Annotated in this window: 18 protein-coding genes and 3 tRNA genes; 15 read left to right on the top strand and 6 right to left on the bottom strand. The window is 65.4% G+C overall.

The features are described from left to right. The first annotated feature begins 8 nt into the window (after nt 1-8). From ACFW0H_RS18195 to ACFW0H_RS18160, 8 genes are all read left to right on the top strand, one after another. The gene (locus ACFW0H_RS18195) at nt 9-548 is read left to right on the top strand and encodes a GspH/FimT family pseudopilin (RefSeq protein ID WP_422915267.1); all 540 of its coding nucleotides are present in this window, start codon (nt 9-11) and stop codon (nt 546-548) included. 199 nt (nt 549-747) lie between these two features. Beyond that, nucleotides 748-1,839, top strand: a complete 1,092-nt coding sequence (thiO, locus tag ACFW0H_RS18190) for a glycine oxidase ThiO (RefSeq protein ID WP_422915266.1) — start codon at nt 748-750, stop codon at nt 1,837-1,839. A 278-nt stretch (nt 1,840-2,117) separates the two neighbouring features. After that, the gene (locus ACFW0H_RS18185) at nt 2,118-2,585 is read left to right on the top strand and encodes a GspH/FimT family pseudopilin (protein WP_422915265.1); all 468 of its coding nucleotides are present in this window, start codon (nt 2,118-2,120) and stop codon (nt 2,583-2,585) included. Further along, entirely contained in the window at nt 2,582-3,019 is a 438-nt protein-coding gene (pilV, locus tag ACFW0H_RS18180; RefSeq protein WP_422915264.1) for a type IV pilus modification protein PilV, read from the top strand. The genes ACFW0H_RS18185 and pilV overlap by 4 nt, the downstream gene beginning before the upstream one ends. Nucleotides 3,020-3,029: 10 nt before the next feature. Further along, nucleotides 3,030-4,061, top strand: a complete 1,032-nt coding sequence (locus ACFW0H_RS18175; protein WP_422915263.1) for a PilW family protein — start codon at nt 3,030-3,032, stop codon at nt 4,059-4,061. A gap of 16 nt (nt 4,062-4,077) precedes the next feature. Then, nucleotides 4,078-4,590, top strand: coding sequence for a pilus assembly PilX family protein (locus ACFW0H_RS18170; RefSeq protein WP_422915262.1), 513 nt, complete (start codon nt 4,078-4,080; stop codon nt 4,588-4,590). A gap of 16 nt (nt 4,591-4,606) precedes the next feature. After that, nucleotides 4,607-8,047, top strand: coding sequence for a pilus assembly protein (locus tag ACFW0H_RS18165; protein WP_422915261.1), 3,441 nt, complete (start codon nt 4,607-4,609; stop codon nt 8,045-8,047). Beyond that, on the top strand, nt 8,044-8,460 hold the full coding sequence (locus ACFW0H_RS18160; RefSeq protein ID WP_422915260.1) for a type IV pilin protein: 417 nt from the start codon (nt 8,044-8,046) through the stop codon (nt 8,458-8,460). Before ACFW0H_RS18165 ends, ACFW0H_RS18160 begins: the two co-directional genes overlap by 4 nt. Before the next feature lie 496 nt (nt 8,461-8,956). Here the strand turns inward: ACFW0H_RS18160 and ACFW0H_RS18155 are convergent, their stop codons facing one another. Genes ACFW0H_RS18155 through ACFW0H_RS18145 form a run of 3 tightly spaced genes read right to left on the bottom strand, consistent with a single transcriptional unit; the run spans nt 8,957 to nt 12,124 of the window. After that, nucleotides 8,957-10,294, bottom strand: a complete 1,338-nt coding sequence (locus ACFW0H_RS18155) for a sigma-54-dependent transcriptional regulator (RefSeq protein ID WP_422915259.1) — start codon at nt 10,292-10,294, stop codon at nt 8,957-8,959. A 2-nt stretch (nt 10,295-10,296) separates the two neighbouring features. Next, nucleotides 10,297-11,898 carry a sensor histidine kinase gene (locus ACFW0H_RS18150; protein ID WP_422915258.1) on the bottom strand — a complete coding sequence of 534 codons (1,602 nt, stop codon included), beginning with the start codon at nt 11,896-11,898 and terminating at the stop codon, nt 10,297-10,299. Continuing rightward, nucleotides 11,888-12,124, bottom strand: coding sequence for a PP0621 family protein (locus ACFW0H_RS18145; RefSeq protein ID WP_422915379.1), 237 nt, complete (start codon nt 12,122-12,124; stop codon nt 11,888-11,890). The genes ACFW0H_RS18150 and ACFW0H_RS18145 overlap by 11 nt, the downstream gene beginning before the upstream one ends. A 172-nt stretch (nt 12,125-12,296) precedes the next feature. On the opposite strand from ACFW0H_RS18145, the gene ACFW0H_RS18140 reads away from it, so the two are divergent. Next, nucleotides 12,297-13,928 (top strand): NAD+ synthase, encoded by a 1,632-nt coding sequence (locus tag ACFW0H_RS18140; protein WP_422915257.1) that lies wholly within the window; start codon nt 12,297-12,299, stop codon nt 13,926-13,928. Between the two features lie 382 nt (nt 13,929-14,310). Here the strand turns inward: ACFW0H_RS18140 and ACFW0H_RS18135 are convergent, their stop codons facing one another. After that, nucleotides 14,311-15,348, bottom strand: coding sequence for an outer membrane protein assembly factor BamD (locus tag ACFW0H_RS18135; RefSeq protein WP_422915256.1), 1,038 nt, complete (start codon nt 15,346-15,348; stop codon nt 14,311-14,313). Between the two features lie 146 nt (nt 15,349-15,494). On the opposite strand from ACFW0H_RS18135, the gene rluD reads away from it, so the two are divergent. From rluD to clpB, 3 genes are all read left to right on the top strand, one after another. After that, the gene (rluD, locus tag ACFW0H_RS18130; protein ID WP_422915255.1) at nt 15,495-16,469 is read left to right on the top strand and encodes a 23S rRNA pseudouridine(1911/1915/1917) synthase RluD; all 975 of its coding nucleotides are present in this window, start codon (nt 15,495-15,497) and stop codon (nt 16,467-16,469) included. After that, nucleotides 16,466-17,191, top strand: coding sequence for a peptidoglycan editing factor PgeF (gene pgeF, locus ACFW0H_RS18125; protein WP_422915254.1), 726 nt, complete (start codon nt 16,466-16,468; stop codon nt 17,189-17,191). The genes rluD and pgeF overlap by 4 nt, the downstream gene beginning before the upstream one ends. 242 nt (nt 17,192-17,433) lie before the next feature. After that, on the top strand, nt 17,434-19,998 hold the full coding sequence (gene clpB, locus ACFW0H_RS18120; RefSeq protein WP_422915253.1) for an ATP-dependent chaperone ClpB: 2,565 nt from the start codon (nt 17,434-17,436) through the stop codon (nt 19,996-19,998). Between the two features lie 191 nt (nt 19,999-20,189). On the opposite strand, the gene ACFW0H_RS18115 is transcribed toward clpB, so the two are convergent. Beyond that, on the bottom strand, nt 20,190-20,531 hold the full coding sequence (locus ACFW0H_RS18115) for a PilZ domain-containing protein (protein WP_422915252.1): 342 nt from the start codon (nt 20,529-20,531) through the stop codon (nt 20,190-20,192). 19 nt (nt 20,532-20,550) lie between these two features. Then, on the bottom strand, nt 20,551-22,854 hold the full coding sequence (locus tag ACFW0H_RS18110; RefSeq protein ID WP_422915251.1) for a DUF1631 domain-containing protein: 2,304 nt from the start codon (nt 22,852-22,854) through the stop codon (nt 20,551-20,553). Between the two features lie 208 nt (nt 22,855-23,062). Between ACFW0H_RS18110 and ACFW0H_RS18105 the strand changes: the two genes are divergently transcribed. From ACFW0H_RS18105 to ACFW0H_RS18095, 3 genes are all read left to right on the top strand, one after another. After that, nucleotides 23,063-23,138: transfer RNA gene (locus ACFW0H_RS18105), tRNA-Asn, on the top strand. 9 nt (nt 23,139-23,147) lie between these two features. Continuing rightward, nucleotides 23,148-23,224: transfer RNA gene (locus ACFW0H_RS18100), tRNA-Pro, on the top strand. A gap of 10 nt (nt 23,225-23,234) precedes the next feature. After that, nucleotides 23,235-23,310: transfer RNA gene (locus ACFW0H_RS18095), tRNA-Lys, on the top strand. The last annotated feature ends 594 nt before the right edge of the window (nt 23,311-23,904 follow it).

The following is a 23,904-nucleotide window of genomic DNA, read 5'->3' as shown; positions in this document are numbered from 1 at the left end:
CGCCTGATATGAGTCGTGAAGTCAGCGAGCGAGTCGCCAGACCCACTAATTCCGGGTTGTCCAGGCAATCCGGTTTTACGTTGGTCGAGTTGATGGTCACAGTGGTGGTACTGGCGGTCCTGCTCGGGATCGCCGTTCCGAGCTTCACCGATGTGACCTTGGGCAGCAAACTGCGGTCCCAGGCCAACGACCTGGCAGCCGGTGTTGCGCTGGCGCGGAGCGAAGCAATCAAGCGTAATCAGGCGGTCACGCTATGTGCGTCCGCCGACGGCGCCGCCTGTGCAACATCGGGGGGTTGGCACCAGGGCTGGATCGTCCGAAGTTCGAGCGGGACGATAATCGCGACCCATCCAGCGGCGCCGAGCGGATTCCTGATCACTGCCTCCGCCCACAGCATTGCCTTCCAGCCCACGGGAACCGCGTCCGTCAGTACGGTGTTGAAAGTCTGCCGTTCCTCTCCGACTGTAGGTAGCCAGGAGCGACTGGTTTCCGTCAGCCTCACGGGACGGACCTCTGTCTCAAAGACCGCCGAGGGCGCCTGCTCCTGACAGGCGCTTGAGTCGTCGTTCAGGCGCGTCAGGCGCGCATCAGCCCCCCTCCCTGTTTTAGAATCCACCACCTGGTGCTGGGCATTGCCCGCACCCAGGTGCTGAGATCGTATTGTCCATGCGCCGTTTGTATGAGGCGGGCTCTGCAGGCTGCTGACTCAGGCGACGCTCCAGATGTTGCTGTTGTCCTGGAGGTTCCATGCGCGTTTTGCTGGTCGGGGGTGGTGCCATCGGGCTGCTCTCCGCGTACCTGTTGGCGAATGAAGGTGTCGAGGTTGTGCTGCTGGACAAGGGCCCCTGCGGCCGTGAGTCCTCCTGGGCCGGCGGCGGTATCGTCTCGCCGCTCTATCCCTGGCGCTATTCCTCGGCGGTGACGGCTCTTGCGCATTGGTCCCAGGACTTCTACCCGCCATTCGGCCAGCGCTTGTTCGCTGAAACCGGAGTAGACCCGGAGGTCCACGAGACCGGCCTCTATTGGCTGGATCTGGACGACGAAGCCGAGGCCCTGGCCTGGGCCGCGCGCGAAGGGCGGCCGCTGGCGCCCGTGGCGATCGACCGGGTGCATGCCGCCGTACCGCCGCTGGGGCCGGGCTTCCAGCACGCCATCCATATGGCCGGGGTGGCCAATGTGCGCAATCCCCGGCTGACGCGCGCCCTGCGTGAGGCCCTGCTGCGCATGCCGAACGTGTCGGTGCGGGAGAACTGCGAGGTGCGTGGCTTCATCCGCGATGGCCAACGGATCACCGGGGTGAACACCGCTGACGGAGAGCTCCTCGCCGAGCGGGTGGTGCTCTGTGCGGGCGCCTGGAGCGGTGAGCTGCTGGCCAGCCTGGGCCTGTCCTTGCCGGTGGAGCCGGTGAAGGGTCAGATGATTCTCTTCAAGTGTGCCGAGGATTTCCTGCCGGCCATGGTGCTGGCGAAAGGGCGCTATGCGATCCCGCGCCGGGACGGCCATATCCTCGTGGGCAGTACCCTGGAGCACGCCGGTTTCGACAAGACCCCCACCTTCGAGGCCCTGGAAAGCCTGAAGGCATCCGCCTTCGAACTGCTGCCGCAATTGAAGGGCGCCGAGTTGGTCGGCCACTGGGCTGGACTGCGTCCTGGTTCTCCCGAAGGCATTCCCTTCATCGGCCCGGTTCCCGGGGTGGACGGCCTGTGGCTGAACTGCGGCCATTACCGCAACGGGCTGGTGCTGGCGCCGGCGTCGTGCCGGTTGCTGGCGGACCTGATGCTCGGGCGCGAGCCGATCATCGATCCGCAACCCTATGCGCCGCAGGGGCGCCTGGGGTGAAACGGGGCGCGAGCTGACGCGCTGGGGCTTGCGACCGGACATGGCAGGCCCCGCACCGGCGTTCTGTTAAGCCGTCCTCGGCAATCTTGTGGGCTCGCTCGCAGTTCACAAATCGCAATTTAAAACGACCGTACCAGTAGGCTACTATTCGCCCGCATTTTGCCGCTGGTCGTCTTTTTTCGACCGCTCGTCATGGAAGGTCGGCAAGGTCGGGGCAGGAAGCTCCGAAGCGTGAGCTCCGCCTCACGCCAGTCCGGACCATTCATTGAGGGCAGGGAATGTCGCAGCGAGGTTTCACGCTGATCGAACTGATGGTCACGCTCGTCGTGCTCGCAGTATTGATCGGTTTGGCAGCACCCAATCTTTCCCAGATGCTTCGCGAGAACCAGGCAGCGGCAGAGTTCAACGCGTTCTCCGGAATGCTCAACTACGCGCGCCGCGAAGCGGTCCAGGGAGCCCAGACCATCAGGCTCAAGGGGCCGCTGGCAGCTGACGGCAGCTGGCAGCTGCTGCGCGAGCGGGACAGCGTGGAACTGCGTCGCTTCCCGGCCCTGAGCTTTTTCGTGGTTTCCCCGGTGGAGCTGCAGAACATTCTTTTCGATTCGCAGGGGCGCCTGGTAAGCGCGGCCAGGGTGGCGCTCACCCTGGCGGCAAAGGATACGTCCCTGGGCTGCGCCACCTTCAATCGCAGCGTGTCCATCGAGCTGTCCGGTTCGATTTTCCTGCAGAAGGGAAGCTGCCAATGAAGGCGTCGTCCCAGCGAGGCGCCTCCCTCATCGAGGTGCTGGTCGCCGTGTTGCTCTTCTCCATTGGTGTACTGGGGCTGGCGGCCATGCAGCTCACCGCGCTGAAGGCGAACCAGACCGCGTCCGTCCGCACCCATGCGACCTTCCTGGCCTATGAGATGGCCGACCGCATGCGCGCGGCGCGGGGAGATGCGCAGGCGGGGTTCTACAACCTGGCGGTGGGCGCCGCCTTGCCTTGTGACCCGGCCAGGGAAACCTGCCTGCCGTTCCAGCGGGACCTGTCGGAATGGCGCGCCAACCTTGCCCGGCAACTGCCGGAGGGGAATGGCGGCGTGGTGCAGAACGGTGACCGCTTCACGGTGATCGTGCAATGGAACGAGGAGCGGGTGGGCGGAAGCGCCGCCCAGCAGTTCTCCTTCGTCACGCAGATTTGACGGGGTGCACATGCGCAAGCAACGCGGCTTGAGCCTGGTGGAGCTGATGGTGGCCATGGTGATCGGCCTGGTCATCAGCCTGGCGGTCCTCCAGGTCTTCATCAGCAACAAGAACACCTTCCTCCTCCGGGGGGCGGCAGGGAACCTGCAGGAGAACGGACGTTTCGCCCTGCAATACCTGGCCGCAGAACTGCGCCCGGCGGGAGTGGGGGTCGGGACCCGTCTCGACGAGGAGGACATCTGCGTGGTGGCCGCCAAGGGCGAGCCGGCGGAATGGAGTGCCATGAACCGCCCCATCTGGGGCAAGCGCATCACGGCAACCGGCCAGCTCGGGGCGGTGGGCACCGACCAGCTGGCGATCTTCGCCAATGACGGTTGCGAGTCCTTTCTCACCGCCGGCGAGCTGCTCAAGCCGTCGCTTAACGCGAATCTCAAGGTCACGGCCTATTGCCCGAGCATGCAGCAGGACCATGCGGTGATGGTGCTGGACATGGAGAAGGCGGTGGTCATCCGGATCACCAACAAGCCGGGTTCGTCCGGCAATGGCCAGGTGACGTTGACCCATGCCGCCAGCACCAACGACAAGAACGCCAAATGCGGCGGCTTCAAGTTCTCGGATATCCAGTTCAACGCCCCGGCGCGGGTGGTGGGATTCACCTACAGGACCTTCTACGTGGCGAACACCGGCCGCGTCACTGCAAGCGGGCAGCCCATCCGCGCCTTGTTCGTCCGCGACGCGGCGCAGGTGCCGGCGCAGAGCAGCGAGATCGTGGAAGGCGTGGAATCGCTGCGCACCAGTTTCGGAGTGGCAGCGGACAACAGCGTCAGTGTGCAGACCTACCTGAGCCCGGCCGAGGTGGAAGCGGCCAACCGCTGGGACGATGTCCGCACGGTGAAGATCGATCTGCTGCTGGCCAGCAATGAGCGAGTCGCGGGGGCCCAGGACCAGGCTGTTCAGTTCGGGGGGGCGGCAGTGGCGGCCGATGGGCGCCTGCGCCAGGTATTCAGCACGGTAGTGGCCCTGCGCAACCGGGTCGACTGATGAGGCAAGGATAAGCATGCAAAAGCAAAAAGGAGCGGTGCTTCTGGTCGTTCTGATCGCTCTACTGGCATTGACCGTCCTCGGGGTTTCGGCGATGTCCGGCAGCACCCTGCAGGAGCGCATGGCGGGCGGCGCGAGGGACTACAACGTGGCGTTCCAGGCGGCCGAAAGCGCCTTGCGGGTGGGCGAGGATTATGTGCGGCAACAGGTGGAGGCCAGTGTCGATCCTACCCAGCTGTTCCTGGCCAGCACCGATTGCCCGGCCGTTACTACTGCGCAGTGGACTCCGCCTGCCGAACTCAACAACAAACCGCGGCAGCCGGTCTGCCAGGTTCGCAATTTCTATGGTGCGTCGGGCGGCGCGACCACCTTCGTTTGCGAAACCGACGGCTCGATCGCCGAGAACCGCGCGTTCGACTGCCTGAGCCGGACCTACCTGTTCAACGTCGAGGCCACCGGTTACGCCGGCGGGGATGCCGAAGTGCACCTGCGCTCCACCGTGGCCATTGCCATCCGCAGCCAGAACTGACCGAAGGGAGACACGGATGATCCGCTCGAAATACATCAATGCGGTACGGGCATTGCTGGCCGGCCTGTTGACCGCCGTGGTCAGTCACAGCGCCCTGGCGGCGTTCGTGCCCGGACAGGTCCCGTTGAACCTGGGTGGCCAGGTCGAGCCCAACCTCATGTTCATCCTGGATGACTCGGGCTCCATGCGCTGGGGCTACCTGCCGGACGATCTGCGGCCGGCCTATCTGGAAAGCACGAAGGAATGGGAGCGCAGCGGGGAGTGTCAGGTGCGTGGCAGCTACGCCGGCAAGAACCTGCACTTCTGCCCGAAAACCGGCCACCGCTATCTGGCTTCCAGCCACCTGAACAAGTCCTACTACAACCCGGCCGTGCAATACCTGCCGCCGATCAAGAGCGATGGACAACGCTATGCCAACGCCAGCTTCACCGCGGCGGCCGTAGACGGCTACGCCGGTGGCCAGACCGTCAACCTCGGCAATGGCTACATGGCGGTCATGGACGACTTCTACGCGCCCAACAGCCGGGACTGTCGGAGCTGCACGCTTTACGAAGGTTTTGCCGTGGGCCCGAAGAGCAGCGCCGGCGCGGCCTTCTACTACGAGTTCATCGGAGGCGGCAGCTGTGCCAGCAATCCCCGCCAGGATGCCTGTTACGCCGAGCGTAGTGTGGGCACCGCCGAGCAACAGAACTTCGCCAACTGGTTCTCCTACTATCGGACCCGCATGATGTCGGCCAAGGCCGGCGTCAGCCAGGCATTCTCCGCGCTGCCCGGGGATGTCCGGGTTGGCTACGGTGCGATCAACCTGACCAGGAACACCGTCGACTCGAGCAAGACCGATACCCTGGCGCGCGGTGTGCGCCGATTCGAGGGTACCGGTCGCTCCCAGTTCTATGACTGGCTCTTCGCGGCCAACGCCGAAGGCGGCACCCCACTGCGCAAGGCGCTGGGTGATGCCGGCGAATACTACTCGCGCAAGGACGAGGCCGGCCCCTGGAGTTCGACGCCGGGCCAGACGGGCGGCAAGGAGTATGCCTGCCGCCAGAGCTACACCATCCTGACGACGGACGGTTACTGGAACGGTGACGCGGCCTCCACTGAGGGCGCGCGCGCCAACGTGGATAACCGCAACGGCCCGACCATCGGCGGGCCGGACGGGCAGACCTATCGCTATGTGCCCAAGGCGCCGTTCAGCGACAGCGCGGACAACACCCTGGCGGACGTCGCCATGTACTACTGGAACCGCGACCTGCATGACAACCTGGCCAACCGCGTGCCGACCGATCCGGCGGACCCGGCGTTCTGGCAGCACATGGTGACCTTCGGGGTGGGGCTGGGCATGAGCGGGACCGTCAACCCGCAGACCGCCTTCGCCGCGGTGAAGAATGGCGCTTCGGTGACCTGGCCGAGCCCGGCCGACAGCGACCCGGCGAAGCTGGATGACCTGCTGCACGCCGCGGTCAATGGCCGTGGCGGTTTCTTCAGCGCCCAGGACCCGCAGCAGTTCGCCGCCGCCCTGGGCGAGACCTTGGCGTCGATCAGCGATCGTACCGGCTCGAACACTTCGGCCGTGCCCAATGCGCGCCGCCTGGACAGCAATACCCTGGTCTACGAGGCCTTCTACACCAGCGCGGACTGGTCCGGGAAGTTGCTGGCGAAAAGGCCCAAGCAGACCAGCGCCGGGATCGTTTTCCAGGAAGTCTGGGAAGCGGGGCAGAAGCTGGGGCGCAGCTCGCGCAGCCTGTTCACCCACGACGGCGCGGCGGGCGCCAACCATGGCCAGGCGTTGAGCTGGAGCAGCCTGAGCGCCGAACTCAAGGCGCACTTCAATAACGACGAGGCGTTGTTCAACTACCTGATGGGCGACCGCACGAACGAGGCACCGGCCGGCAGTAAATTCCGCAAGCGCTCCACCCTGCTCGGCGATATTGTCAACTCCACCCTGGTCCTGGCGAACAAGCAGGACTGGGGCTTCCATGGCCGCGTGCCGGTGGCGAGCGGCAGCCAGACCTACGCCGAGTTCGTCGCAGCCAAGTCGAGCAAGTCGCCGGTGCTGTTCGTCGGCGCCAACGACGGCTTCCTGCACGCCTTCAACGCCAACAATGGCAACGAGCTGTTCGCCTACATGCCCAATGGCGTGTTGGGGAACGCCAAGCTCCTGGCCAGTGCTGACTACAAGCACCGCTACTTCGTGGACGGGAAACTGCATATCCGCGATGCCCGCCTGAACGGTGCGTGGCGTACGGTGCTGCTCGGCAGCCTCGGGGCCGGTGGCAAGAGCGTCTTCGCCCTCGACGTCACGGACGCTTCCGGCAGCACCGGGTTCAGTGCCAGCAAGGTGCTGTGGGAGATCAAGGACGACGCCGATCTGGGCTACAACTTCGGCGAGCCATTGGTCGGGCGCATGAAGGACGGCAGCTGGGCGGCGATCTTCGGCAACGGCCACGGCAGCACCAATGATGACTCGGTGCTGTTCATCGTCGATCTGGCCACCGGCGTCGTGAACAAGGTTCGCGCGGGCAAGGCCACGGGCGGCCTGTCGAGCCCGTCCTTCGTCTATGCCACCGACAGCTCGGGCAACATCTACGTGAAGGACGTGTATGCCGGGGACCTCAGCGGCAACCTGTGGAAGTTCAACCTCAAGAGCAGTGGCTCCGGCGTCGCCGATTTCGAAGTGAGCCTGGGCTCCAGCAACAAACCGCAGCCGCTGTACGTCGCCACCGATACCGCGGGCACGCGCCAGCCGATCACCGTCAAGCCGGAAATCGCCTACCACCCGGACGGCGTGGCGCAGGGCGTCGTCGTCTACTTCGGCACCGGCCGGCTCTATACCTCGGGTGATGTGACCGACGCGTCCAAGCAGACCTTCTATGGCATCTGGGACAAGCTGACGAATAGCGGTTCCTCCACCGCCTTCAGCGGCCGTTCGGAGCTCGAGCAGCGCTCGATCCTGTTCGAGGGCGAGGCCTTCGATCGCGATGTGCGGGTGCTCGACGCACCGGCCACCACCACCGACTGGAGCAAGAAGCGCGGCTGGTACCTCGACCTGACCTCGCCGGTAAAAGGCGCCCAGGGCGAGCGGGTCATCTTCGCGCCGCGCATCCTGCTCAATCGCCTGGTCATCGAAACCGCCATCCCGTCGTCCGACCCCTGCCTGGCTGGCGGTTCCGGCTGGACCATGGTGCTCGACCTGGCCACCGGCGGACGGCTCAACTACGTCCTGCTGGACCTGAACAAGGACGGCAAGTTCACCGATGCGGACATGGTCACGGTCGGCGACCAGAAGCTCCCGCCGTCCGGCATCGGCTCCTCCGGCAGCATACCCACCGGCTCGTTCGATCTGATCGATCCGCAGAAGTACTGGCTGTGCCGCGGCACCGGGGTGGATGACTGCATCCCGGCGGCCAATACCCTCAACGTTCTCGAAGGCCGTCAGTCCTGGAACCAGATTCGATGAAAAGCAGCAAGGCATTCACCCTGATTGAACTGATGATCGTGGTGGCGGTGATCGGCATCCTCGCCGCGATCGCCTACCCCAGCTATACGGAGCACGTGCGCAAGGGCAAGCGCGCCGAGGTGAAGGCCGCCTTGATGGAAGGCGCGCAAGCGCTGGAGCGCTATTACTCCACCCACGGCTCCTATCTGGATGCCGAAGGCAACTTTGCCGATGCCTTCGCCAGCCAGGCGCCGGCTTCGGGGGCGGCCAACTACACCATCGCCGCCCAGGGCGCGGCGACCGCAACCACCTACCTGCTGCGTGCCACCCGCGCCGGCACCATGGCCGACGACCCATGCGGCGACTTCCAGATCAGCCACACCGGCGAGCGCACCCTGGCCAACGCCACGCGCACCGTGGCCCAGTGCTGGTAGAGGGCAGAGGGGCAGAGGGCAGGGAGATTCCATCCCAATCGGCGCGTAGGGTGGAAATCCCTTTCGGGATTTCCACCATCGGTATCCTGCATGGCCTCGCTGGTGGATAGAAAAGCGCTATCCACCCTACATGGCTGCGTGCCACCCGCGCCGGCACCATGGCCGACGACCCGTGCGGCGACTACCAGATCAGCCACACCGGCGAGCGCACGCTGGCCAACGCCACGCGTACCGTGGCCCAGTGCTGGTAGACGGCAGAGGGTAGGGAGATTCCAGCTCAATCGGCGCGTAGGGTGGAAATCCCTTTCGGGATTTCCACCATCGGTGTCCTGCATGGCCTCGCTGGTGGATAGAAAAGCGCTATCCACCCTACATGGCTCGTAGGATGTGGTGGAGCGAAGCGATACCCATCAGCCCTGATCCATGGGTTTCGCAAGCTCGCGGAACGCCGCCCGACCCATCCCACATGGCTATCTACCTTCCGATCGGCCGGGTATCAGTCGATGCCCAGCTTCTTCAGGCGATAGCGCATGGAGCGGAAGGTCAGGCCCAGGCGTTGGGCCGCCGCGGTGCGGTTCCAGCGGGTTTCCTCAAGGGCCTGCATGATCAGCTTGCGCTCGATGTTCTCCAGGTAGTCTTCCAGGTTGTCGATCTGCGCCAGGTTGGCCTCGCCCGCCTCGGCCGCGCCTGTGGCTTCGGCCAGGCGCAGGTCGCGGGCCTGGATCTGGTCGTCCTCGCAGAGGGTGTAGGCGCGCTCCAGCATGTTTTCCAGCTCGCGCACGTTGCCCGGGAAACGGTAGCACTTGAGCTTGTCCAGGGCCTCAGGGGCGAGGCTGGCGGCCGGCAATCCGCTCTGCTGGGCCAGGCGCTTGAGCATGGTTTCGGCCAGCAGGGGGATATCCTCGCGGCGCTCGCGCAGTGGCGGCACGCCGAGCTCGATGACGTTCAGGCGGTAGTACAGGTCCTGACGGAAGCGGCCGGCGGCCACTTCGGCGGCCAGGTCCTTGTGGGTGGCGCTGAGGATGCGCACGTCCACCACCACTTCCTGCTGACCGCCGACGGCACGCACGGCCTTTTCCTGGATGGCGCGCAACAGCTTCACCTGCATCGGCAGCGGCAGGTCGGCCACCTCGTCAAGGAACAGGGTGCCGCCGTTGGCCGCCTGGAACAGGCCCTGCTTGTCTTCCACCGCACCGGTGAAGCTGCCTTTCTTGTGGCCGAAGAACTCGCTTTCCATCAGCTCGGAAGGAATCGCGCCGCAGTTGACCGGGACGAAGGGGCGTTCGGCTCGCGGCCCCTGCTCATGGATCAACCGCGCCACCAGTTCCTTGCCGCTGCCGGATTCGCCGCTGATGTAGACAGGCGCCTGGCTGCGGGCGAGCTTCTGGATCTGCTTGCGCAGGGCGGTCATCGGCGGCGATGCGCCCAGCAGTCGGCCGTCGACGGGGGCTTCGCCTTCTTCCGGTGAACTCAGGCGCAGGGCGGTGTTCACCAGTTCGCGCAGGCGACCAAGGTCCACCGGCTTGGTGACGAAATCGAAGGCGCCGGCCTTGAGCGCGTTCACGGCGGTGTCGAGGCTGCCATAGGCGGTGATCATCGCCACCGGGGTCATGGGGTGGCGCTGCTGGATGTACTGCACCAGTTCCAGGCCATTGCCATCGGGCAGGCGCATATCGGTCAGGCACAGGTCGAAAGGTTCGCGCGCCAGCCACTCGCGGGCTTCCTTGAGGTTGCGGGCGCTGCGGGTATCGAGCTTCATCCGCCCCAGGGTGATCTCCAGCAGTTCGCGGATATCGGGCTCGTCGTCGACGATCAGGGCTCTCTGTCGGGTCATGGTCAGCTCAGTTTGCGCGGATGGGCAAAGGTGATGCGGAAGCAGCTGCCGCCGTATTCGCGCGGCTTGTAGTCGAGGCGCGCCTGGTTGCTCTCGCAGAGTTCGCGGGAGATGTACAGGCCAAGGCCCGTGCCCTTGCTTTCGGTGGTGAAGAAGGGTTCGAAGATAGTGTGCACCTGTTCGGGCGCCACGCCCTCGCCGTCGTCCTCCACCTCCAGCACGGGCAGGTCGCTTTCGGCATCACGGAAGAGTTTGAGCCACACCTGGCCCCGGCTGTTCTTCTTGGCGCTGTAGCGCATGCCGTTCTGCACCAGGTTGGTCAGCACCTGGGTCAGCTGGTGCGGGTCCATGCGGGTTTGCAGGGTGCTGCCGAGGGTGCTCAGGTGCAGCGTCTGATCGGCAGCGGCCGAGGTGCGGAATTCGCTGGCGAAACGGGTCAGCCAGTACTTGAGGTCAAGCAACTGCGGCTCTGACTGGCGGCGGCGGGAGAGCTGCAGCACATTCTCGATCACCAGGTTCATGCGTCGCGAGTGGTCCTGGATGATCTGTGCCAGGCGCCGGTCGGGGCCCTGCAGCTCTTCGGACTCCTGCAGGAGCTGGGCGGCGTGGCTGATGGCGCCCAGGGGGTTGCGGATCTCGTGGGCGATGCCGGCGGTCAGGCGGCCGAGGGAGGCGAGCTTGAGCTGCTGGGCCTGTTGGGCGATCTGCGAGATGTCTTCGAGGAAGATCAGGGTGTTCTGCTGGTTGCCCCGCTGCATATGGACGAAGCTGGGCTGCAGTTTGGGGCCGTTGGTGAAGGCCTGGATGCTCTGTGGCCGCAAGGTGGGGTTGGCCAGCCAGTGTTCGAGGCTTTTGAGCAGTTCGGCGCACTGGCTGTCGAGCATCTGCCCCACCAGTTCGTTCTGGCCCAGCAGCGCCTGGGCGCCGTTGTTGGCCAAAAGGACCTGGTGCCGCGGATCGATGACCAGGATGCCGGTGCGCATGCGCTCCAGGATCTGCGCGTTCAGCGCCTCCAGGTTGGCGACATCAGCGGCGCGCTGTTCGGCGAGGGTTTCGCTGAGTTGCAGGCGTCGGCTCAGCCCCTGGATGACCAGTGCGGCAGCGAAGCAGAGGGCGCCAAAACCGCCGGCCTGGACGAACTGGCTGCTGGCCTGGGGATGGCTGAGGCTGAGGTAGAAGGTCAGGTAGATCAGGGCGATGGTTGCCACCGCCGCCACCAGCAGGCCGATGCGTCCGCGCAGCAGGATGTTGGAAATGGCCACCGAGACCACCACCAGATTGGCGATGCCACTGGGTGTGCCGCCGGCCGCGAAGAACAGGCAGGACAGCAGCAGCACGTCCACCAGGGCCAGGCTGAACACCTGCACCATGCTCCGTGGGCGCGGGACCAGCGCGGCGATCAGCGCATTGAGGCCCAGGTAGAACCAACTGGCGTTCTGGAACAGCTCGGGCCTCGCCAGGTCGAGCAGGCGGTCGTCCAGTTCGCTGGAGATCAGCAGCACCAGGGCCATGCCGATCACCAGCCGATACAGGCTGTAGAGGCGGAAGATGCGCCGCGCCTGGGCGCTCAGCGCGCTGGGGGCGGGGAGGGCGTCATTGCTCACCAGAGCGCTGGTCCTGTTCGAGGTGGGCTCGGCTGCAGTACCAGCGGTTCTCCTGGGACAGCGCATGGGCTCGGGGGACGTGCACGCCGCACTGGGCGCAACGCACCATGGGCTGGGTGTCTTCCTGCTGGCGCGGGGCGGGGCGGGGCTTGGAAGGGGTCTTGAAGCGACGCCACAGCCAGATGGCGGCGAAGATCACGGCAATCCAGAACAGCAGGCGAAACATGCCGAAGGTGCTCTCTTCTTGATGGAAAGCTGGCAGTTTAGCCAAGCCGGTTGTCCGCGCACAGAGACGGGCCGCACGCTGGCGCATCTTCCGTGGTTCCCGCTGCGGACGGGGCGGAGTATGGTGGCGTTGAGACGCATTAGATGCGTTGGACAACACCCGGGAGGTGGCCATGCGCCAAAGCCTGCGAATCGTGATGGCCCAGCTCAATTTCCGCGTCGGCGACGTTCAGGGCAATGTCGAGCGGATCATCGAGGAAGCGAACTCCGCCCGCGAGGCCCGGGAAGCGGATGTCATTGTCTTTCCCGAGCTGTCCCTGTGCGGTTACCCACCGGAAGACCTGCTGCTGCGTTCCAGCATGCAGCGCCGTATCGAGCGGGGGCTGCAGCGACTGCGTGACGAGGTGCGCGGCATCTACCTCGTGGTGGGTTATCCCTGGCTGGAAGACGAGCTGCGCTACAACGCCTGCGCGGTGATCGCCGACGGCCAGTTGCTGGCGACCTACTACAAGCAGCGCCTGCCCAATTACCGGGTGTTCGATGAGAAGCGCTATTTCGAGCCGGGCCGGCAGCCTTGCGTGGTGGACATCAAGGGTGTGCCGGTGGCCCTGTCCATCTGCGAAGACATCTGGTTCCCCGAGCCCACGGCCCAGGCCCGCGCCGCCGGCGCGCAACTGATGCTGAGTCTGAATGCCTCGCCCTTCCACCTGGACAAGCAACTGGAGCGCGAGGAGGTGCTGGCCGAGCGGGTTGCCGAGGGGGAAATACCGGTCATTTACGTCAACCAGGTCGGTGGCCAGGACGAACTGGTGTTCGATGGCGGCAGTTGCGTCATGGATGCCACAGGCATGATCTCCCAGCGGGCGCCGGCCTTTGTCGAAGGCCTGTTCCCGGTGGACCTGCAGCTGCAGGAGGGGCGCTGGGTGCCACGGCGGACCCATTGCGCCGAGCTGCCGGAGCTGGAGGCGAGCGTCTATCAGGCGCTGGTGGTGGGCGTACGCGATTATGTGCAGAAGAACGGTTTCAGGGGCGTGGTGCTGGGGCTTTCCGGCGGTATCGACTCGGCCCTGACCCTGGCGGTGGCGGTCGATGCCCTGGGCGCGGAGAGGGTCGAGGCCGTCATGATGCCCTACCACTACACGGCACAGATCAGCCTGGAGGATGCCGAAACCGAAGCGCGCCTGCTCGGCGTCCCCTACCGGGTGCTGCCGATTGCGCCGATGGTCGAGGCGTTCCAGCAGGTGCTGGCGCCGGTCTTCGACGGCCATGCCCATGACGCCAGCGAGGAGAACCTGCAGGCGCGCTGCCGCGGCACCTTGCTGATGGCGGTTTCCAACAAGAAGGGCAGCCTGGTGCTGACCACCGGGAACAAGAGCGAACTGGCGGTGGGCTACGCGACCCTCTACGGCGATATGGCCGGCGGCTTCGATGTGCTCAAGGACGTGCCCAAGACCCTGGTGTTCCGCCTGGCCGAGTATCGCAACAGCCTGGGGCCGGTGATTCCGCCCCGGGTGATCGAGCGGCCTCCATCGGCCGAACTGTCGCCGGGGCAGCGGGACGAGGACTCCCTGCCGCCCTATCCACTGCTGGACGAGATTCTAAAGCTCTATATCGAGCATGACCTGTCCGCCAACGCCATCATCGCCGAGGGCTTCGACGAGGACACGGTGAACCGCGTGCTGCACATGGTCGACCGCAACGAGTACAAGCGGCGCCAGGCGGCGGCAGGGGTGAGGGTGACCCAGCGCGGCTTCGGCCGGGATCGGCGTTATCCCATCACCTCGGGATGGCGGCTGGGGGATTGACCGGCTTGCTTGTGCCGCCTTGTGGGGGCGAATTCATTCGCGAAGCAGGCCGAAGGCCTGCCCTGCAGAGTCCGAGCGGGGCACATTTCCCTTTCCCCCGGCCCTCTCCCAGAAGTTCGTAGGGTGGACCACGCTTCATCGGTCCACCATCGGTGTCTTGCGTGGCCTCGCTGGTGGATAGAAAAGCGCTATCCACCCTGCACGGCTGACAAAGTACCGCCTTGTGGGGGCGAATTCATTCGCGAAGCAGGCCGAAGGCCTGCCCTGCAGAGTCCGAGCGAGGCACGCTTTCCCTTACTCCGGCCCGCTCCCGCAAGGGTCCGCCAGGTTCTGGAATAAAAAAGGGAGGCCATCGGGCCTCCCTTTTTCATCTCGGCATCGCTCAGTCGAACAGGCCGAAGGTCATGTAGCTGAACCAAGAACGGTCGCTGTCGTTGGCTTTCGACTGCGGTTCCGGCTCCGGCTCCTTCTCCTGCTCCTGCTCTTCGCCCTGGTTCTGCGGCAGCAGTTCTTCCGGGATCTGTTCCTTGGCGTCTTCGTACTGCTTGATCACGTCCTGGGCGGCGCGGGTTTCGCCCGGGGGCATCGGCGCTTCGCTCTCGATCAGGCCCAGGGTGGCCTTGGCCAGCCAGGAGCGGTTGTCGGCCTCTTCTTCGCGCGGCACGAACTGGCCGTCCACCAGGGTCGGGTGATCCGGGTAGTTCAGCTTCAGGGTTTCCAGGCTGGAGGCGGCCAGCTCATTCAGGCCCAGGCGCTGGTAGGACTCGACCATCACGGCCAGGCCGTCGCCGACGGCGGGGGTCTCCTGGAAGTTTTCCACCACATAGCGGCCCCGGTTGGCGGCGGCGACATAGGCCTGACGGGTCAGGTAGTAGTGGGCGACGTGGATTTCATAGGCGGCCAGCAGGTTGCGCAGGTAGATCATGCGCTGCTTGGCGTCCGGGGAATAGCGGCTGTTCGGGTAGCGGGTGGTGAGCTGGGCGAACTCGTTGTAGGAGTCGCGGGCAGCGCCAGGATCGCGCTTGGTCATGTCCAGCGGCAGGAAGCGCGCGAGCAGGCCGCGGTCCTGTTCGAAGGAGGCCAGGCCCTTCAGGTAGTAGGCGTAGTCGACGTTCGGGTGCTGCGGGTGCAGGCGGATGAAACGCTCGGCGGCGGACTTGGCGGCCTCCGGTTCGACGTTCTTGTAGTAGGCGTAGATCAGTTCCAGCTGGGCCTGCTCGGCATAGCGGCCGAACGGATAGCGGGACTCCAGGGCCTTCAGCTTGGCGATCGCGGGGGTGTAGCTGCTGTTGTCCAGGTCGGCCTGGGCCTGCTGATACAGCTCGGCTTCGCTCAGGTTCTCGTCCACCACTTCCTTGTTGGAAGAACAGGCGGCGGTGAGGGCGAGAGTGGCGATCAGCAGCAGGTGTTTCACTTGCATGGCGGCTTGCGTCCCTGTGACGGCTGGCTGTCTTGGCTGCAGCCGTCCTGTTATGATGGGCGCCCCGGAACCCCGGGACAAAGACGCGGTATTTAACCACAAGCGCGTAACCGAAACCAAAGGCTGCGCCCCCTCCGTTCCCGAACATGTCCTCCAATACCAAGCAAGTCATTCAACTCAGCGCCGAAGTGCCGTCCGAACTGGGCGGGCAACGTCTTGACCAGGTCGCTGCACAACTTTTTTCCGAGCACTCCCGGTCCCGCCTCTCCGGCTGGATCAAGGACGGGCTCCTCACCGTCGACGGCAGCGTGCTGCGTCCGCGCGACATCGTGTATGGCGGTGCGTTGCTGGAGCTGAACGCCGAGCAGGAGTCCCAGGGTGAGTGGGTGGCCCAGGACATCGAGCTGAACATCGTCTACGAGGACGAACAGTTGCTGGTGCTGGACAAGCCGGCCGGCCTGGTGGTGCATCCGGCCGCCGGGCATGCCGACGGCACCCTGCTGAACGCCTTGCTGCACCATGTGCCGGGGCTGGAGAACGTGCCGCGGGCGGGCATCGTCCACCGCCTGGACAAGGACACCACCGGCCTGATGGTGGTGGCCAAGACCCTCGAAGCCCACACCAGCCTGGTGGCGCAACTGCAGGCCCGCAGTGTGAGCCGCGTATATGAAGCTGTAGTGGTCGGCGTGATCACCTCCGGCGGCAAGGTCGACGCGCCCATCGGCCGTCATGGCCAGCAGCGCCAGCGCATGGCCGTGGTCGCCGGTGGCAAGCCGGCGGTCAGCCACTATCGCGTGCTGGAACGCTTCCGCTCGCACACCCATACCCGGGTCAAGCTGGAAACCGGCCGCACCCACCAGATCCGCGTGCACATGGCCTATGTGAACTTTCCGCTGGTGGGCGACCCGGTCTATGGCGGGCGCTTCCGCATTCCTCCGGCGGCGAGCCCGACCCTGGTGCAGACCCTCAAGGAGTTCCCGCGCCAGGCCCTGCATGCGCGCTTCCTCGAGCTGGATCACCCGGTGACCGGCGAGCGCATGAAGTGGGAATCGCCGCTGCCCGACGATTTCGTCTGGCTGCTCAGCCTGCTGCGCCAGGACCGCGAGTCCTTCGAGCAATGAACGGCTGGCTGACGCCCGACTGGCCCGCGCCGCAGCGGGTGAAAGCCTGCGTCACCACCCGCGAGGGTGGTTTCAGCCTGCCGCCCTATGAAGGCCTGAACCTCGGCAGCCACGTCGGCGACGACCTGCAGGCCGTCGAGCGCAATCGCCAGACGCTGACCGACACCCTGGGCTGCCGGCCCGCCTGGCTCAGCCAGGTGCACGGCGTGCGTGTGGTGCAGGCCAACCCCGTCCAGGTGGACGAAGCCGACGCCAGCTGGACCGCCGAGCCCGGCGTCGCGGCCGCGGTACTGACGGCCGACTGCCTGCCGGCACTGTTCTGCGACCGCGCCGGCACCCGGGTCGCCGCCGCCCATGCCGGCTGGCGCGGGCTGGCCAATGGCGTGCTGGAAGCGACCCTGGACGCCCTGGCGCTGCCGCCCGAGGACGTGCTGGTCTGGCTGGGGCCGGCCATCGGCCCGTCCGCCTTCGAAGTGGGCCCCGAGGTCCGCGAAGCTTTCATTGCCTGTCATGCCGAGGCGGAGCGGGCATTCCAGCCCAGCGCCAATGCCGGCAAGTTCATGGCCGATATCTACCAGCTGGCGCGCATCCGCCTGGCTGCCCGTGGTGTAACGGCTGTCCATGGCGGGGGCCTCTGCACCGTCAGCGACCCGCGCTTCTATTCCTATCGCCGTGCCTCACGCACCGGCCGTTTCGCCAGCCTGGTCTGGCTGGCGGACTGACGCCCCCGTAGGGTGGATGTCGCTTTTCACATCCACCAGCGGAGCCCGGGTGAACCGCGAATGGTGGACCGGTGAAGCGTGGTCCACCCTACAGGATCCCGCCCGGTCACCGTCCCATGACCCCGGTCAATTTCACAAAGGTTGAATCCACCAGAATCGTCCTTATCTAAGCTTCATCCCGGCGGGTTTTCGTATCTGGCGCCGTCATCGCGCCGCCCGCTATCTGAAGGAAGGACGAACCCATGCGAATCGACCGTTTGACCAGCAAGCTGCAACTGGCACTTTCCGATGCCCAGTCCCTGGCGGTTGGCCACGACCACCCGGCCATCGAGCCCGTACACCTGATCCTCGCCCTGCTCGACCAGCAGGGCGGCTCCATCAAGCCCCTGCTGATGCAGGTGGGCTTCGATGTGATGGCCCTGCGCCAGGGCCTGACCCGCGAACTCGACCACCTGCCGAAGATCCAGAACCCCACCGGCGACGTGAACCTGTCCCAGGACCTCGCGCGCCTGCTCAACCAGGCGGATCGCCTGTCCCAGCAGAAGGGCGACCAGTTCATCTCCAGTGAGCTGGTGCTGCTCGCCGCCATGGACGAGAGCACCCGTCTCGGCAAGCTGCTGCTCGGCCAGGGCGTGACCCGCAAGGCCCTGGAGAACGCCGTTGCCAACCTGCGTGGCGGCCAGGCGGTGAATGACCCGAATGTCGAGGAGTCCCGCCAGGCCCTGGACAAGTTCACCGTCGACCTGACCAAGCGCGCCGAAGAGGGCAAGCTGGACCCGGTGATCGGCCGTGACGACGAAATCCGCCGCACCATCCAGGTACTGCAGCGCCGCACCAAGAACAACCCCGTGCTGATCGGCGAGCCCGGCGTCGGCAAGACCGCGATCGCCGAAGGCCTGGCCCAGCGCATCGTCAATGGCGAAGTGCCGGACGGCCTCAAGGACAAGCGTCTGCTGGCCCTGGACATGGGCGCGCTGATCGCCGGCGCCAAGTTCCGCGGCGAGTTCGAGGAGCGCCTGAAGGGCGTGCTCAACGAACTCTCCAAGCAGGAAGGCCGGATCATCCTGTTCATCGACGAACTGCACACCATGGTCGGCGCCGGCAAGGCCGAAGGCGCCATGGACGCCGGCAACATGCTCAAGCCGGCCCTGGCCCGGGGCGAACTGCACTGCGTCGGCGCCACCACCCTGGACGAGTACCGCCAGTACATCGAGAAGGACGCCGCGCTGGAGCGCCGTTTCCAGAAGGTGCTGGTGGACGAGCCGAGCGAAGAGGACACCATCGCCATCCTGCGCGGGCTGAAGGAACGCTATGAGGTGCACCACGGCGTGACCATCACCGACGGCGCCATCATCGCCGCCGCCAAGCTGTCGCACCGCTACATCACCGACCGCCAGCTGCCGGACAAGGCCATCGACCTGATCGACGAAGCCGCCAGCCGCATCCGCATGGAGATCGACTCCAAGCCCGAGGCCCTGGACCGCCTGGATCGCCGCCTGATCCAGCTGAAGATCGAGCGCGAGGCGCTGAAGAAGGAAGAGGACGAGGCGGCGAAGAAGCGCCTGGCCAAGCTGGAAGAAGACATCCAGAAGCTCGAGCGCGAGTACGCCGACCTCGAAGAAATCTGGAAGTCGGAAAAGGCCGAGGTACAGGGCTCGGCGCAGATCCAGCAGAAAATCGAGCAGGCTCGCCAGGACATGGAGGCCGCGCGCCGCAAGGGCGACTTGCAACGCATGGCCGAGCTGCAGTACGGCGTGATTCCGGACCTCGAGCGCAGCCTGCAGATGGTCGACCAGCACGGCAAGACCGAAAACCAGTTGCTGCGTAACAAGGTCACCGACGAAGAGATCGCCGAAGTGGTCTCCAAGTGGACCGGCATCCCGGTGGCCAAGATGATGGAAGGCGAGCGCGAGAAGCTGCTGAATATGGAAGAAGGCCTGCACAAGCGGGTCATCGGCCAGCACGAAGCCGTGGTCGCCGTCGCCAACGCCGTGCGCCGTTCCCGCGCGGGCCTGGCCGATCCGAACCGGCCCAGTGGGTCCTTCCTGTTCCTCGGCCCGACCGGGGTGGGCAAGACCGAACTGTGCAAGGCGCTGGCCGAATTTCTCTTCGACACCGAGGAGGCGCTGGTGCGCATCGACATGTCCGAGTTCATGGAGAAGCACTCCGTGGCTCGCCTGATCGGTGCCCCGCCGGGCTACGTCGGTTATGAGGAGGGCGGCTACCTGACCGAGGCCGTGCGCCGCAAACCCTACTCGGTGGTATTGATGGACGAGGTGGAAAAGGCCCACCCGGACGTGTTCAACGTACTGCTCCAGGTGCTGGAAGACGGCCGCCTGACCGACAGCCATGGCCGTACCGTGGACTTCCGCAACACGGTGGTGGTGATGACCTCCAACCTGGGCTCTTCGCAGATCCAGGAGCTGGTGGGCGACCGCGAGGCCCAGCGCGCTGCGGTGATGGATGCGGTGAGCGCGCACTTCCGCCCCGAGTTCATCAACCGGATCGACGAAGTCGTGGTGTTCGAGCCCCTGGGCCGCGAGCAGATCGGCGGCATCGCCCAGATCCAGCTGCAGCGCCTGCGCAAGCGCCTGGCCGAGCGCGAGCTGAGCCTTGAGCTGAGCGCGGATGCCCTGGACAAGCTGATCGCCGTGGGTTACGACCCGGTCTATGGCGCTCGTCCGCTGAAGCGGGCGATCCAGCGCTGGATCGAGAACCCGTTGGCCCAGCAGATCCTGGCCGGCCAGTTCGCGCCGGGTGCGACCATCACCGCCAAGGTGGACGGCGAGGACATCGTCTTCAGCTGACGACCATCTCGTAGGAGCGAGCTCTGCTCGCGAGCAGAGCTCGCTCCTACGCCGAAAAGAAAGCCCCGCAATGCGGGGCTATCTTTTTTGCACGAAACCATGGGGCCTCGTGTAGGGTGGATGTCGCTCTTTACATCCACCAACGGTGCCCGGCCGAGCCCCCATCGGCGGGATTGATAGGCGTGCTTGTCTTACGGCGCGCGAATGAACTCCAGCAGGGTGGCCAGGGTTGCCGCCTGATCCTCCGCCAGATCGATGATATGGAATCCCGCCCAGCAGTTGCGTTCGTCCTCGCCCGCTCGCGTCCACAGGCAGTCGGCGCCCAGGCGCACTTCCTCTATGCCCTCGACCCAGGTCAGGGGCACCAGGCGGCATTCCAACACCGAGTCGGCGACCAGTGGCGTTTCGCCCAGCAGCATGAAACCGTCCATGGACAGGTCGACGATGCGGCCGAGGCGCTGCCCTGAATGCAGGTCGAAGACCTCAAGCTGCAATTCTGTTGCGTGGCGGCTGTGCTGGCGACGTTCTTCCATGGCGAACTCCTAGGCAGGGTCAGGCGGTGCGGCCGGTGAAGCGCTGCAAGACCCGGTAGATGGCACTCATGGCGCGGTCCACCAGGGGCGTACTGCGCTCCGGCGGCACCAGTCGTACCAGTCCTTGCTCCATGTCCTGGGCCAGCTGGGTGATGGGCACGATCGCCACACGCTGGCCGCTGTGGTCGACGAACATGTAGTTGCGGGTGGTCGGGCTGTACCAGGAAAGCTTGAGCGGGCGGGCATCCGGGCCGTCGATGAATTCGAACCAGGTGCCGAACTCCACCTGGGTGAGTTCCTTCATCAAGGCCTGGGCGCTGCTGGACAAGGTGGCTGGCCGAGGCGAAGTCGCCAGTTCGGCATCTTCACCGAGCATCTCGCCCAGCTTGCTTTCCGGCAGTGGGCTCTGGATACGCGCGGCGACCTGCGGCTGCTGCGACTGCACCGCGTGCTGGCAGGCCACCAGATCCTGGAGCAGACGGCGGATGCCGTCCTCGTGGTAGCCGCCCAGCAATTCCAGCCCCTTGCGCAGGTCCTCGAGCATGGGGATGCGCATTTGCTGCAGGCGGGCGCGGCCGTCGGCATCCAGCGGAGTGCCGCTCCAGGCCAGTTGCTCGGCCACTTCCACCGTACGCTGCCATTCATTGCTGCGGTCGCCATGGCGAAGCAGGACGAAGACCAGCACGTCGGTCCAGGTGAGTTCGAGGAATTGCTGGATCATGCCCGGCAGCTCGCGGCCGGCCAGCAACTGGCCAATCACGTCCACGGCCTGCTGGCGGGCACCCAGCAACTTGTCGCGCCCCTTGGCGGCCTCCACGGCGCGCTGTTCGCGCAGCTCCACCTTGTGCCGCAGCGTGCCGATGTATTCGTTGAACTCGTCCAGCAGGCTGTCGAACAGCAGCAGGTCGCCGCTGAAACCGTGGACGACACGCTCCACCACCCAGTGCATCTTCGCCAGCAGTCCGCGCTCCTCGCCTTCGCCGGCGTAGAGGACACCGGACTGGGCCATGCAGTTGAGCAGCCGGCGGGCGGGGTGATGGTGCTGGGTGAAGAGCGCCTTGTCCTGCAGGGCGACCTTCAGATAGGGCGTATGCAGGTGGGAGAGGGCGGTCTTGTAGACGTCGGCCAGGTTGTCATCGTCGAGGATGAAGTCGAAGAGCATGCCCACCAGGTCGATCACGTCGGCTTCGTAGTCGGGCAGCTTCTGCTGGCCGGGCAGATGGCTGTGGCTTTCCAGTTGCTCCTGCAGTTCGGCCTTCAGACCTTCGACGCGCTGGGGCTGGCGCAGCTTGCTGGCCAGGTCCTGGGCGGACTGCTGTTGCAGGCGATTCAGGGCTTCCAGGAGCTCCGCGGCGCTGTAGGTGCGGGTCGCGCCGCGTGGAGCGAAGCTGGCGATGCTGGGTGTGCCGCCGGGCAACGGCGCGTCGCCGTGGTGCAGGCGGCGTTCACCGAGCAGGGCGGCCAGGCCGCTGAACAGTTGGCCGGGATCACTGGGCGGTGCGGCGGACAAATCGAGCGGTCCGCCAGCCGGTGCGCCGGCCTGGGGTTGCTGCGGCGACTGGCCGGGCGGTGCTTGCCCGGGGGCAGCGGATTGCGGGTGGGGGACGCTGGTGGAGCGCTGCACGCTGTACTTGAGGTTGGGCAGCACACCGGCCTGGATCAACCGCTGGTTGAGGGCCTCGTAGAGGCTGTCCATGCCCAGCATCACATGCTGGTCGAAGAGCATATAAAGGATGGTCTTGATCCGCAGCGGAAACGGGCAGGGCTCCAGTGCCTCGCGGAAGGCCAGCGCCACAGCCTGCGGACCGAAGGGGTTGTCGTCGTCGCCCAGCTTGCGACCGCCGTTGAGCACCGCGAGGCGCTGGTCGAGGGCGAACAGGGATTGCGCGCAGCGCGCCTTCACCCGGCTGACCATGTTGGTGACCAGCAGGTTCTCCTCGTATTCCTCGTTGTCCAGCAATTGCAGATGGTCGGCGTTCAGGTCGCCGGTGTTCGTCTCGGGTTTCAGCTTGCCGCTGAGGAAATCCTCGAAATTCTTGGCGATGCGCTGGTGGTAGGTGCGTTCGATTTGCGGACGTTGCTTGCGGATGTCCCGCATGCTGTCGAAGAACAGGGTCTGGACCTGATTGTTCTCGGCCTTCTCGGCGCATTCGAAGAGGGTGTCGTCGACCTGGCCGAAAAGACGGGTCAGATGCTCCGCAAGGCGGTTCATTACCAACTTGCGGCAGCTTTGCACCAATTCGCTGAAACGCGGCTGGATACCGCGGCTGGCCAAGGTCGTCACGGGGCCGGGAGGGGGTGGGGGTCGATCCTGTGTGCTCATAGACGTCCTTAGGGAGACAGGTCGCGACCACGACCTGCAACACTCTCGCCACGGCTCAGGTATAGCACTTGGACGGCCATCTGCAAGTCATTGTCGGAATTCGTGTTTTTAGGGGTTGACAGCGAGTTCGCGATACGTAAAATGGCGCGCCTCAGCAACGCGATCCCGAACTAAAACGGAAAGCGCTGATGAGTTGGAAGACCGAAGTTCCGCGATAGCTCAGTCGGTAGAGCAAATGACTGTTAATCATTGGGTCCCTGGTTCGAGTCCAGGTCGCGGAGCCAACTTCCAGACGGGGTATAGCGCAGTCCGGTAGCGCGCCTGCTTTGGGAGCAGGATGTCGGGAGTTCGAATCTCTCTACCCCGACCACCTCACATTTGGGTCGTTAGCTCAGTCGGTAGAGCAGTTGGCTTTTAACCAATTGGTCGTAGGTTCGAATCCTACACGACCCACCATACAAGACCTCGCGAGAGGTCCGAAGAAGCGGCAAGGCGAAAGCCTCGCCGCTTTTTTGTTTTTGGCTGTCCATTCCGCTGCACTGCCTCCGGCACTAACCCCTGTAGGGGCGAATTCATTCGCCAAGCAGGCCGAAGGTCTGCCCCTGGAAGTTCGAGCAGGGCACGATATCCCTCATCCGAACGCGGCCCGCCCCGGCCCCTCTCCCGGAGGGAGAGGGGTGACTCGCGCCGGCGCCGCACTGCCACTGGGCACCACCCTGTAGGGGCGAATTCATTCGCCAAGCAGGCCGAAGGGCTGCCCCTGGAAGTTCGAGCAGGGCACGATATCCCTCATCCGAACGCGGCCCGCCCCGGCCCCTCTCCCAGAGGTAGAGGGGTGACGCGCGCCGGCGCCGCACTGCCACTGGGCACCACCCTGTAGGGGCGAATTCATTCGCCAAGCAGGCCGAAGGGCTGCCCCTGGAAGTTCGAGCAGGGCACGATATCCCTCATCCCCCGGCCCCTCTCCCGGAGGGAGAGGGGTGACTCGCGCCGGCGCCGCACTGCCTCTGGGCACCACCCTGTAGGGGCGAATTCATTCGCCAAGCAGGC

This window comes from Metapseudomonas cellulosilytica (genome assembly GCF_049334135.1).
Taxonomy (GTDB): domain Bacteria; phylum Pseudomonadota; class Gammaproteobacteria; order Pseudomonadales; family Pseudomonadaceae; genus Metapseudomonas.
The sequence above is the reverse complement of the archived record's forward strand: the minus strand, read 5'-3'. Positions and strand labels throughout refer to the sequence as shown.

Bases quoted from the DNA above. Each gene is read 5' to 3' on its own strand.
- ACFW0H_RS18195 (WP_422915267.1), top strand. From the start codon at position 9: ATGAGTCGTGAAGTCAGCGAGCGAGTCGCCAGACCCACTAATTCCGGG.
- thiO (WP_422915266.1), top strand. From the start codon at position 748: ATGCGCGTTTTGCTGGTCGGGGGTGGTGCCATCGGGCTGCTCTCCGCG.
- ACFW0H_RS18185 (WP_422915265.1), top strand. From the start codon at position 2,118: ATGTCGCAGCGAGGTTTCACGCTGATCGAACTGATGGTCACGCTCGTC.
- pilV (WP_422915264.1), top strand. From the start codon at position 2,582: ATGAAGGCGTCGTCCCAGCGAGGCGCCTCCCTCATCGAGGTGCTGGTC.
- ACFW0H_RS18175 (WP_422915263.1), top strand. From the start codon at position 3,030: ATGCGCAAGCAACGCGGCTTGAGCCTGGTGGAGCTGATGGTGGCCATG.
- ACFW0H_RS18170 (WP_422915262.1), top strand. From the start codon at position 4,078: ATGCAAAAGCAAAAAGGAGCGGTGCTTCTGGTCGTTCTGATCGCTCTA.
- ACFW0H_RS18165 (WP_422915261.1), top strand. From the start codon at position 4,607: ATGATCCGCTCGAAATACATCAATGCGGTACGGGCATTGCTGGCCGGC.
- ACFW0H_RS18160 (WP_422915260.1), top strand. From the start codon at position 8,044: ATGAAAAGCAGCAAGGCATTCACCCTGATTGAACTGATGATCGTGGTG.
- ACFW0H_RS18155 (WP_422915259.1), bottom strand. From the start codon at position 10,294: ATGACCCGACAGAGAGCCCTGATCGTCGACGACGAGCCCGATATCCGC.
- ACFW0H_RS18145 (WP_422915379.1), bottom strand. From the start codon at position 12,124: ATGTTTCGCCTGCTGTTCTGGATTGCCGTGATCTTCGCCGCCATCTGG.
- ACFW0H_RS18140 (WP_422915257.1), top strand. From the start codon at position 12,297: ATGCGCCAAAGCCTGCGAATCGTGATGGCCCAGCTCAATTTCCGCGTC.
- ACFW0H_RS18135 (WP_422915256.1), bottom strand. From the start codon at position 15,348: ATGCAAGTGAAACACCTGCTGCTGATCGCCACTCTCGCCCTCACCGCC.
- rluD (WP_422915255.1), top strand. From the start codon at position 15,495: ATGTCCTCCAATACCAAGCAAGTCATTCAACTCAGCGCCGAAGTGCCG.
- pgeF (WP_422915254.1), top strand. From the start codon at position 16,466: ATGAACGGCTGGCTGACGCCCGACTGGCCCGCGCCGCAGCGGGTGAAA.
- clpB (WP_422915253.1), top strand. From the start codon at position 17,434: ATGCGAATCGACCGTTTGACCAGCAAGCTGCAACTGGCACTTTCCGAT.
- ACFW0H_RS18115 (WP_422915252.1), bottom strand. From the start codon at position 20,531: ATGGAAGAACGTCGCCAGCACAGCCGCCACGCAACAGAATTGCAGCTT.
- ACFW0H_RS18110 (WP_422915251.1), bottom strand. From the start codon at position 22,854: ATGAGCACACAGGATCGACCCCCACCCCCTCCCGGCCCCGTGACGACC.